The sequence below is a fragment of the Streptomyces sp. NPDC030143 genome (assembly GCF_055573695.1).
Genome location: NZ_JBVIAY010000006.1, coordinates 316,267 through 326,117, shown reverse-complemented (window position 1 = coordinate 326,117; position 9,851 = coordinate 316,267). Strand labels below are relative to the sequence as shown.

The 9,851-nt window shown below is 72.5% G+C and carries 12 protein-coding genes; 7 read left to right on the top strand and 5 right to left on the bottom strand.

The genetic code is table 11. The features are described from left to right. Window positions 1-1,182, bottom strand: a 1,182-nt coding sequence (locus ACZ4YY_RS13990) for a PP2C family protein-serine/threonine phosphatase (RefSeq protein WP_468288402.1), incomplete at its 3' end; no start/stop codon positions are given. A gap of 547 nt (window positions 1,183-1,729) precedes the next feature. Between ACZ4YY_RS13990 and ACZ4YY_RS13985 the strand changes: the two genes are divergently transcribed. Further along, complete coding sequence (locus ACZ4YY_RS13985; RefSeq protein WP_468288399.1) at window positions 1,730-1,993, top strand: hypothetical protein; 264 nt, start codon at window positions 1,730-1,732, stop codon at window positions 1,991-1,993. Window positions 1,994-2,067: 74 nt separating this feature from the next. Here ACZ4YY_RS13985 and ACZ4YY_RS13980 read toward each other — a convergent pair whose 3' ends face one another. After that, window positions 2,068-2,940, bottom strand: coding sequence for a class II glutamine amidotransferase (locus tag ACZ4YY_RS13980; protein WP_468288396.1), 873 nt, complete (start codon window positions 2,938-2,940; stop codon window positions 2,068-2,070). A 692-nt stretch (window positions 2,941-3,632) separates the two neighbouring features. Between ACZ4YY_RS13980 and ACZ4YY_RS13975 the strand changes: the two genes are divergently transcribed. The 6 genes from ACZ4YY_RS13975 (at window position 3,633) to ACZ4YY_RS13950 (ending at window position 8,648) form a co-directional block, all read left to right on the top strand. Beyond that, window positions 3,633-3,818 (top strand): hypothetical protein, encoded by a 186-nt coding sequence (locus tag ACZ4YY_RS13975; RefSeq protein ID WP_468288393.1) that lies wholly within the window; start codon window positions 3,633-3,635, stop codon window positions 3,816-3,818. A gap of 187 nt (window positions 3,819-4,005) precedes the next feature. Continuing rightward, window positions 4,006-4,494 carry a hypothetical protein gene (locus ACZ4YY_RS13970; RefSeq protein ID WP_468288390.1) on the top strand — a complete coding sequence of 163 codons (489 nt, stop codon included), beginning with the start codon at window positions 4,006-4,008 and terminating at the stop codon, window positions 4,492-4,494. Between the two features lie 345 nt (window positions 4,495-4,839). Beyond that, the gene (locus ACZ4YY_RS13965) at window positions 4,840-5,523 is read left to right on the top strand and encodes a rhomboid family intramembrane serine protease (RefSeq protein WP_468288387.1); all 684 of its coding nucleotides are present in this window, start codon (window positions 4,840-4,842) and stop codon (window positions 5,521-5,523) included. A 253-nt stretch (window positions 5,524-5,776) separates the two neighbouring features. Further along, window positions 5,777-6,193 carry a VOC family protein gene (locus tag ACZ4YY_RS13960; RefSeq protein WP_468288384.1) on the top strand — a complete coding sequence of 139 codons (417 nt, stop codon included), beginning with the start codon at window positions 5,777-5,779 and terminating at the stop codon, window positions 6,191-6,193. Window positions 6,194-6,313: 120 nt separating this feature from the next. Continuing rightward, window positions 6,314-7,561 carry a right-handed parallel beta-helix repeat-containing protein gene (locus ACZ4YY_RS13955; protein WP_468288382.1) on the top strand — a complete coding sequence of 416 codons (1,248 nt, stop codon included), beginning with the start codon at window positions 6,314-6,316 and terminating at the stop codon, window positions 7,559-7,561. Between the two features lie 58 nt (window positions 7,562-7,619). Continuing rightward, the gene (locus ACZ4YY_RS13950) at window positions 7,620-8,648 is read left to right on the top strand and encodes a methyltransferase (protein WP_468288379.1); all 1,029 of its coding nucleotides are present in this window, start codon (window positions 7,620-7,622) and stop codon (window positions 8,646-8,648) included. A gap of 85 nt (window positions 8,649-8,733) precedes the next feature. Here ACZ4YY_RS13950 and ACZ4YY_RS13945 read toward each other — a convergent pair whose 3' ends face one another. From ACZ4YY_RS13945 to ACZ4YY_RS13935, 3 genes are read right to left on the bottom strand one after another with little or no spacing between them, the layout of a single operon-like run. Further along, window positions 8,734-9,066 (bottom strand): TcmI family type II polyketide cyclase, encoded by a 333-nt coding sequence (locus ACZ4YY_RS13945; protein ID WP_468288377.1) that lies wholly within the window; start codon window positions 9,064-9,066, stop codon window positions 8,734-8,736. Window positions 9,067-9,094: 28 nt separating this feature from the next. Beyond that, on the bottom strand, window positions 9,095-9,562 hold the full coding sequence (locus ACZ4YY_RS13940; protein WP_468288374.1) for an SRPBCC family protein: 468 nt from the start codon (window positions 9,560-9,562) through the stop codon (window positions 9,095-9,097). Window position 9,563: 1 nt separating this feature from the next. Continuing rightward, window positions 9,564-9,821 carry an acyl carrier protein gene (locus ACZ4YY_RS13935; protein WP_468288371.1) on the bottom strand — a complete coding sequence of 86 codons (258 nt, stop codon included), beginning with the start codon at window positions 9,819-9,821 and terminating at the stop codon, window positions 9,564-9,566. Between the last annotated feature and the right edge of the window lie 30 nt (window positions 9,822-9,851).

Genomic DNA, 9,851 nt, shown 5'->3' with positions numbered 1-9,851 from the left:
CCCCGCGAGAACCCCCCCCCCTCCCCCTCCCCCCCCCCCCCTCCCCCCCCCCCCCCCCCCCCCCCCACCCTTTCCCTTCCCCCCCCCCCCCCCCCCCCCCCCCCCCCCCCCCCCCCCCCCCCCCCCGACGGCCGCCCCGTACCCGGCCCTCCTGCGCAGCACCATCAGCGCGGTGTCGTCGCCGGGCGAGCCCGCCGCGTGGCGCCGCAGGTCGCGGTAGAGGGCGGCCGGTACGTCGCCGGCGAGGACGTGCGCCCAGGTCGGGGCCCGCTCCTGGAGGGGATAGAAGGCTCCGGAGGGATCGCGGGCCTCGGTGACCCCGTCGGTGCACAGCAGCAGCGTGCTGCCGTGGGGGAAGGCGAACCACTCGACGGTCCGCGGCACCGGGGACAGGGCGTCCAGGCCCAGGGGCACGCACGGCTCGTCCCTGAGCACCGGATCGGCACTGTCGCTGTGCAGCAGCAGGGGTTCGACATGCCCGCAGTTGATCGCCTGGACCTCCTGCTCGGAGTCCACGCCGAGGATCAGCGCCGTCACGAACCGTTCGCTCTCACCGGCCTGCGCCGCGAAGGAGTTGTGCCGCAGCACCGCCTCCTCCAGGGCGTCGACGATGCCGGTCAGCGTCGGCTCGGCGACGGCCGCCTCACGGAAGGCGCTGAGCACGGCGAAGGCCGCGCTGATCGCGGGCAGACCCTTGCCCTGCACGTCGGCGATGAAGACCCGGGTGCCGTAGGGGGAGGCCACCACCTCGTAGACGTCACCGCCCACCCGGCTGTCCTCCTCCACCGGCTGGTAGAGGCCGTGGACGAGGAGTTCGTCCGTCATCAGCGGGAAGGGCCGCAGGAGTCGGCGCTGGAGGGCGGCCGCCGCCGAACGCAGCCGTGCTATCTCCCCCTCGGTGCGCACCCGCTGCGCGGCCCGCGCGACGCTGAGGCCGTTGAAGACGAGCGCGAACACCACGGTCGCCGCGCCGGCCGCGACCGTGTCCTCGGCCCGGTCGAACAGCGAGCCGACGATCATGAGCGTCGCCCAGACGGAGGCGACGGCGGTCTGCGGCACGGTGCCCCGACCGGCGATCAGCGCGGGCAGCACGACGAGGAACGGGGCGAGCCTGGTCTCCCGGTCCAGGAAGACACCGGTCACCGCCAGAACCACGGTGATGACGACGAGCCAGATCACCATGACGGACCAGCGCAGTGCGGGCGCCGAACGGTCCGGGCCGTCGGCCCGCGGCGGCCCCGCCGCACCTCTCCGGATGCTCCGGACGTCCCGGATGCCCACCGTCACTCCCGCTCGTGCGCCCGTCGGCGAACCGCCCGCGGACGGACGCCCTCCACCCCAATATCCGCCAGCCCGCGGGCGTTCGCGCGCCGCACTCTTGACCTTGGTCGAGCGCCCGGCTCACCGTTCCGGCGTTCCCGCGTGGTTGAAACGATTCAAGCAGTCCGTCGACCCCAGGGGCCGCCGTCATGCCCGAACCCCACGCACAGCGCGCCGGAGTGTCCCGCCGCGCCGTCATCGCCTCCGGCCTGCCGGCGGGCGCCACCGTGACCCTGGGCCCCCCGCCTCCGCGGCGCACACCGCGCCCCCCTCCGCCCACCGGAGCCGACACCTCGGCCGCGGGCGGGCCGGCCCTCACCGCCGACTGGTTCGCCCGCCCCGCGCGCGCCGTTCGCCCCAGAGTCCGCTCGCCGCGCGCGCCGTGCGCCCCAGTGGGGGACTGCGGCCCGTGTCCGGGTTCGCGAGAGATCCGAACTACCACGGTGACCGGCTGGTGTACGAGCCGCTGGAGAGGAGGGCGGCCGGCTACCCCGCCCGCCACTGCGGGTGCGGACAGGACTGGCTCGAAGCCCATGCCATCACGGTGGCGACCCCGCTCGTCAACCGCCTGCGGACCGCGCGGCCGACGGTGTTCGGCACCGTCGTACGCCAGGACCACGGCCTGCTCGGCCCGGTCACGCTGGTGCCGTACGGCCGGGCCGCCGTCGGCTGAAGGACCCCGCCGGCGGGCGGACCGGGGGAGGGGGCCGGCGGCGCCTGACGGGTTCGCCGCGCGGCTGGGCGGGGCTATCCGAGGCGGGCCGCCCCGGCCGCCCCCACGGGCACCGCGCTGAAGTCGGGGGTGAAGGGCCGCAGGAAGTCCCTGCCGGGCTGGACGAGGCCGTAACTGCCCTCCGGGACCTCGTTCCAGGCGCCCGGCAGGTCGCCCAGGGGTTCGGACACCACCATGCGGGTCTCTTCGGAGACCTCCCGGAGGAAGGCGACATCGGGGTGGAGGGCGCGCAGGGAGTCCACCTCGCTGCTGTAGAACAGCGACCGCGATGCGCCCTCGCTGGAGTAGCGGAACGCCCAGAGCCGTTCGCCGTCGGCCACCGCGACCGTCATCTGGAGCGGGTGCCGGACGCCGTGCGCGTGCCCCGTCGCCTCGACGAGGCCGACCATGCGGGCCACGGCACCGGGCGGATCCTCGGTGAGGCCGAGGGTGAGGGCGAGGAAGAACATCAGCTCCGAGTCGGTGGAGCCCTCGATGGCGGGGTACAGGGCCGCGTCGACGGCGAGGGCGAGGTCGCGCCGCACGAGGGGGAAGTCGGCGATCGCCCCGTTGTGCATCCACATCCACCGGCCGTGGCGGAAGGGGTGGCAGTTGGTCTGCTGCACCGTCGTCCCCGTCGAGGCCCTGATGTGGGCGAAGAACAGCCCGGACCGGACGTGGTGGGCGACCTCCTGGAGATTTCGGTTGTTCCACGCCGGACCGACGTCCCGCAGGACGGCGGGCGTCTCCAGCTCCGGTGTGTACCACCCGATGCCGAAACCGTCGCCGTTGGTCGTCTCGACGCCCATGCGGGCGTGCAGACTCTGGTCGATCAGTGAGTGCCGGGGCCTGAACACCACCTGGCTGATCAGCACGGGCGTACCGGAGTAGGCGATCCAGCGGCACATGGTCACGCCCTCCCTTCACGGCCGGGCCGGGCCGGGGGCACCTCTGCGAACCCCCTCATTATCCCGACCGGCGTGGGGTACGGCATCCGGGCCGGGCCGCGGGTTCGTCCTCGGGCCGGGCTGCGGGTTCGTCCTCGGGTCGGGCTGCTGGGGGTTCCCGGGCGGGGCCCGGCCGTCAGGCGACCTTCCGCGCAACTCGCGTGGCGCGGCAGGGCAGGCGGCCTCAACGGTGCTGTGCGGCCAGTCGGATCGGGCGTTGAGCGCGCCGTGGCCGTCGTATGCGCCGGTGCGCTGCACCAGTTCGAAGAACGCCCGGCCTGGTGACGGAGCGTGCCGCCCCGTTCGTCCCGGTCGTGGAGGACGCCGAGTTCGCGGTACGTCTCCAGCTCGCCGCCGGCGAGCTCGAACCGGTCGGCGAAGACGACGTCGGACGACGTCAGGGCGATGGGCCGGGCTGGGGATCCCGGCTCCGCAACCGGGCTCGGGGCCAGGTTCAGCACCAGGCGCGGGGCGCAGGAGGGGCGGAACGAGCCCGGGCCGACGGACCCTACGGGATGGGGCGGAGAGGTGAGGGGTGGATGCGGGCCCTGTGACGAGGCGTCACGATCCGGACGCACCGGACGTCCGGTACGCGGAGGTCGCTACCATCGACGTCGCGTCACCACCCCTTCGGCCACGAAAGCAGATCCCACGTGTTCAGCCTCACCCCGATCTACCACCGCCTCGTCGCCGAACGCGGTGACGTGCCCGCCCAGGTCCGCAGCGAGGCGGAACGCATACAGCGCGACCTGGCCCAGCTCATCCAGTCCCCGCTCGCCAGCGGCCTGCCTCCCCACCGGCTCCTCCCCGACGCGAACCGGCCCTCCGGCCTGCTGTGAGCCGGTAGACGTCCGGCCGCCGGCACCCGCACCCGCCTGCTGTGAGCCGGTAGACGTCCGGCCGCCGGCACCCGCACCCGCCTGCTGTGAGCCGGTGAACGACCGGCGGCCCGCACCCGTACCCCATGGCGTAGACCACCCGCCCGCCCCCAAGGGCGGAACCAGCCTGGAATACGGAGCAAGCGACGTGCCCCAGCCGCAACCGAGACCGTCCCTCCTCGCCGTCCGTCCGGCCCGTGGCGCCGCAGTCCTCGGCAGCCTGGCACTCCTGCCCCTGACCTCCGCGTGCGGCGGCGGAGCGGACGCGTCCGACGCGGCGGACAAGCCGTCCAGGACGCCGGCCGTGTCCGCCCAGCAGGCCCAGGTCGTGGCGCCGGCGAAGGTCGAGGTCCTCGCGGGCCTGACGGGCTGCACGGCCCGGATCCGCGTGGAGGCCGACGAACTCCGCGAGGGCGTCTGCCGGACCGGGGCGGGCAACTACCTGATCACCACGTTCCCCGAAGAGAGGTTCAAGGAGACCTGGCTCGAGACGGCCGGCATGTACCGGGGCACCTATCTGGTCGGCATCCGCTGGGTCATCAGCGGTCAGCCGAAGCTGCTCGAGCAGTTCCGCCCCAAGGTCGGCGGCACCGTGGTGGAGACGACCGGCACGGCCCCGGCGCCGGGAGCCCCCTGAGCCGGCGTCCGCCCCGGAGGGTGATTCTCTCGGACTGACGGGCCGGGCTCCCTCTTTCGTTCGGAGCTCCAAGGGGTCCTTGCACGATGAGCGCCTGATCAGGCCGCGTGGTCCGGTGCCGTGCATCGCAAGGCGCCGGGGAGTCCTCGTAGCGGAGCCACCAGGGCTCTCCGGCAGAGCGGCGAGGTGCGGTACCGGGCCGCGCGGTCCGGGCGGGCACGAGTGCAAGGCCCCCTAAAGTGGCCGTGTACGCGGCGGGAGCACGTTCGACGGGGAGGGGAACGCGGCATGGGCGGAACGGACAGGAACCGGGGCGGCCGTACACCGGTGGCGGGGCCACAGGAAATGATCGCGGAGGCGCGCAAGGCGTTCTTCGTGATGTTCGGGGTCGTGGCGTTCGTCTGGCTCGTCCAGCTCGCCAACTTCGCCGACGACTACGACCTCTCGCGGGACTACGGCGTCGTCGCCGGTGACTCGGGCACGCTGCCCCACATCCTCACCGCGCCCTTCCTGCACTGGAACTGGGCCCACATCGAGAGCAACTCCGGGCCGTTGTTCGTGTTCGGGTTCCTCGCCGCCTACCGGGGCGTCGCCCGCTTCTTCGGGCTGAGCCTGCTCGTCGCGGTGACCAGCGGGCTCGCCGTCTGGCTCTTCGAGGGGTCGGCCGTCGACACCGTCGGCGCCAGCGGTCTGGTCTTCGGGTACTTCGGCTACGTCGTCGTGCGCGGCCTCTTCGACCGGCACCTGATCGACACGCTGATCGGGCTCGTCATGGCGGCTTCGTTCGCCTACCTGCTGACCGTCGCCGTCCCCGGAACACCGGGGGTCAGCTGGCTGGGCCACCTCGGGGGCCTGGTCGGCGGGCTCGTCGGCGCCTGGCTCTTCCGGGACCGACGCCCACGCGCCACCGCACCGGCACTTCCGGACGACGCCCCGGCGCCGGCCGCGCGCGGAGGGCTCCCGGCCACGTCCTCCGACGGTTCGCGCGCCGACCTGCACAAGGAACTCAGGGACCTCGGCCTGCTCTAGGGGGTGTTTCGAAGGTCCTGTGCGGTGCCCGCGGTGTCCGGTGCGTGCTCTCGGCGTGCCGGACGAAAGCGCTCGTACTGGATGTACTCGTGCTTTCGGCCGGTGCGGCGAGAGGGCGTGCCGGGCGCCGTGGGTGCTGTGCGGGACTTTCAAAACACCCCCTAGGGGGCGGCCCCGGTCCCGGCGGGCGGCTGTCGGCGCCCCGCGTTACGGTGCCCCCATCCGACCGACGTCCCCGCCCCGGGAGGCTCTCATGGGCTCGCGTCTCAACCCGTACCTCAGCTTCGACGGCGACGCCCGCCAGGCGCTCGAGTTCTACAAGGAGGTCTTCGGCGGCACCCTCAAACTCAACACCTACGGCGACTTCGGCCAGACGGACACCCCGGACGCGGACAAGATCATGCACGGCATGCTCGAGACGTCCGGCGGCTTCACCCTGATGGGCGCCGACGCCCCGCCCGGCATGGAGCACACCCCCGGCAACGCCTTCTCCGTGAGCGTCAGCGGCGACGACGACGCCGAGCTGCGCGGCTACTGGGAGAAGCTCTCGAGCGGCGGCGCCACCGTCACCGTCCCGCTGGAGAAGCAGATGTGGGGGGACGTGTTCGGCATGTGCACGGACCGGTTCGGCGTCTCCTGGATGATCGACATCACGACGGCACAGGGCTGATCGCGGGCCGACCGCGCGGGCCGGTGCGCCGTCCGTGGACGTGCGCCGTCCGAAGACGTGACACGCCCCCGGACGGCGCATCCGGCCGCATCACGGACATCAGGTCATATCGTACGCAATATGATCAAAAGCCATATCGCGTACCTGGCCTGTGCCGCGACGGTTGTCGGGACGGGCCTCGGTGCCGCAGCCCCCTCCTCCGCCCACACGACCCACGTGGTCCGGCCGGGACAGTCGATCCAGAAGGCCGTGGACGCCGCCCGACCGGGCGACACCGTCCTCCTGGCCCCCGGCACCTACCGCGAGAGCGTCACGGTGACCACGCCCGGGCTGACCCTGCGCGGTGTCGGCCGGGGTACCGTCCTCATGCCGAGCACGCCCGCCGCGCCGTCCACGGCGGTCCCCCCGGCCGCCGAGACCCCCGCCTCCGGCACCGCCGCCCAACCCGGCACGGCCGCCGCGCCGTCGGGCACGGCCGCCCGACCCGCCGCGTCCGCCGCCCCGGCCGCCCCGGCCGCCCCGGCTTCGTCGGTCTCGTCCGTCTCGTCCGTCCCCCCGAGCGCGCGGAACGCCGCCGCGCCCGGCTGCGCCGAGGCCGGGAACGGCATCTGCGTCGTGGGGACCAAGGACCGCAGGGTGGAGAACGTCACCATCGCCGCCCTGACCGTGACCGGCTTCGCCAAGTCCGGGATCTCCGCCCTGGCGACGGACCGACTGACCGTCCGCAACGTCACCGCGGAGAAGAACGGCGTGTGGGGCATCGCCGAGGAGCAGTCGGTCCGCAGCGTGTTCCGCAGCAACACCGCCCGCGGCAACGGCGACGCCGGCCTGTTCCTCGCCAACACGGTCACGGCCGAGGAGGGCGCCGCCGACACCCAGGGCACCGTCGTCGAGCGCAACCGGCTGGAGGACAACCGGATCGGCCTGACCGTCCGCCGGCTGCGCAACGTCAGTGTCGAGCGCAACCTGATGACCGCCAACTGCGCGGGCGTGTTCGTCGTCGGCGACGAGAACAAGCCGAGGGCCGGCGAGGTGACCGTGCGCGACAACCGCATCGTCGAGAACAACAAGTCCTGCCCCAAGACGCCGCGGCTGCCCGCCCTGCAGGGCTCCGGCATCGTCCTGACCGGCACCGAGAAGACCCTGGTCACGGGCAACACGATCACCGGCAACGCCGGTACCTCCCCGCTGTCCGGCGGTGTCGTCATCTTCCAGAGCTTCGTCGGCGTCACCAGCGAACAGAACCGCATCGCCGACAACAGGCTCGAGGGCAACGCCCCCGCCGACCTCGTCAACACCGACACCGGCGTCGGCAACACCTTCGAGAACAACTCCTGCCGGGCCTCCCAGCCCGCGGGACTGTGCTGACCGGCCGACCGCGGCCCTCCGTTCACCCGAGATCACCCGAGAAGGAAGGAGGCGGCGCATGACGACCGCTGAGACCGCCCCACCGCCGTCCATGCTGCTGAGGGAGCTGGTGTTCGGGGCTGCGTGTGCCGCCGCCCTCCGCACGGCGGCGCGCCTGGGGGTCGCCGACGCCCTCGGCGACAGCCCCATGGCCGTGGAGGACCTCGCCGCCGCGGTGAAGACCGAACCCCGGCCACTGCGACGGCTGTTGCGGGCCCTGACCTGCTACGACGTGTTCGCCGAGCGGCCGGACGGGACGTTCGCGCACACCGCCATGTCCCGGCTGCTGCGTGAGGACGACCCGCACAGCCTGCGCTACATCACCCTGTGGTGCACCGAGCCGTGGACGTGGGACGCCTGGCCCAGGCTCGACGAGGCGGTGCGCACCGGCCGCAACGTCGTGGAGGACCTGTACGGCAAGGAGTTCTTCCAGTACCTCAACGAGGACGCCCCCGAGTCCGCCGTCGTCTTCAACCGCGCCATGACCACCTCCAGCAAGCAGTCCGCGCGGGACGTCGCCGAGCACCTCGACCTGTCGGGGAGTTCCTCCGTCGCCGACATCGGCGGTGGCCAGGGGCATGTGGTCGCGAGCCTGATGGAGAAGTACCCGTCGGTCCACGGCACCCTGCTCGACCTGCCGCGGGTGGTGGAGAACGCCGACCCCCGGCTGCGTCCGGGCGGCGCCCTCGCCGACCGGGTGCGCATCGTGCCCGGCGACTGCCGGGAGGCCGTCCCGGTCCGGGCCGATGTCTACATCATCAAGAACATCCTGGAGTGGGACGACGAGAGCACCGCCCGGACCCTGCGCAACGTCCGGGAGGCGGGCGGGCCGGGAGCCCGGGTCGTCGTCATCGAGAACCTCGTCGACGACACCCCCTCGATGCGGTTCAGCACCGCCATGGACCTGCTGCTGCTGCTCAACGTCGGCGGTGCCAAGCACACCCGGGAGAGCATGGTGAGCCGGCTGACCGAGGCGGGCCTCGTCATCGACGCGATCCGTCCCGTCAACCCTTACCTGCACGCCTTCGACTGCACCGTGCCGGCCTGACCGACCCGCAGGTGCCGTACCGACGACCGGTCGCCGGACCCGCGAGGTGCGCGGGGCCGGCGACCGGTTGGTCGGGCGGGCCGGTTCAGCCGCCGGCGTTGCGCTCCCAGCGGTAGAAGCAGTGCGCCATCGCGTCCTTCGGCGAACGCCACGTCGCGGGGTTGTAGGCGCTGACGTACGCCGACAGCCGCTCGCTGATGTCACGGAACTCGGGGTGTCCGGCCGCCTTGGCGATAGCGGCGGCCGGATCCCGCTCCGACTCCACGAGGTGCAGGTACACGTCGTCGAACTGGAACAGGCTGCGGCGGGCGACCCCGATGATGTGCGGCAGTTCGCCCCGGTCCGACTCCTCGAACAGCTTGGCGATGTCCGGGGCCGATCCTGGGGTCATGCGGGCGACGATCAAGGAGTGGTGCATCGTCTCGTCCTCCGTGCGGCTCGGTCGCTCAGGTCGGCACGCGCTGCTGGCGCGCGGCCTGCTCGACGCGGTCCCGGATCAGATCCATCTGGACCTTCGAGTTCCGGTTGATGTTGTCCGTCATCCAGGCGTCGTCGACCGGTGCGTCGGGCTTCATCGCGAAGTCCTGCGTCCACACCATCCGGGTGCCCTGGGGCACCTCCTCGTACTGCCACCGGATGTTCATGTAGGCGAAGGGCCCCGTCTCGACACGGCGGGCCCGCACGGTGAGCGCCTCGCGGTCCGTCTCCCGCTCCGAGACCCAGCTCCACACGGTGCCGTTGTCGTCGGGGTGCATGGTGAGCCGGAACGTCGTCCTGTTCCCCTCCTGCGAGAGGATCTCGGCCGACGCGTACTCGCTGAACAGCCGCGGCCAGTTGGCCACGTCGTTGGTCATGTCCCAGACCAGGTCCAGCGGCGCGGCGATGGTGATCTCGTTCTGCGTGTGTCCGGTCATGTCACGCTCCCGCCAGAAGGGCACTGTTGACGAGGTCGAGGAACTGCCGGGGCGTCTTGCAGCGCTCGGCGTCGGGCGGCATCGGGGTGCCGTAACGGTTCTCCAGTTCGCCCACGATGCCGAGCAGCCCGAGCGAGTCGATGCCGAGGGCGTCGAAGCCGACGTCGGGCTGCTGCTGCATCGCGTCCGGGGCGACGGTGATCCCGGCGGACTTCTTCATCAGCTCGGCCAGCTCTTCCACGGTGATGCGGTCACTCATGTCGTTCCTCTCCTTCTCTTCGTGACGCCC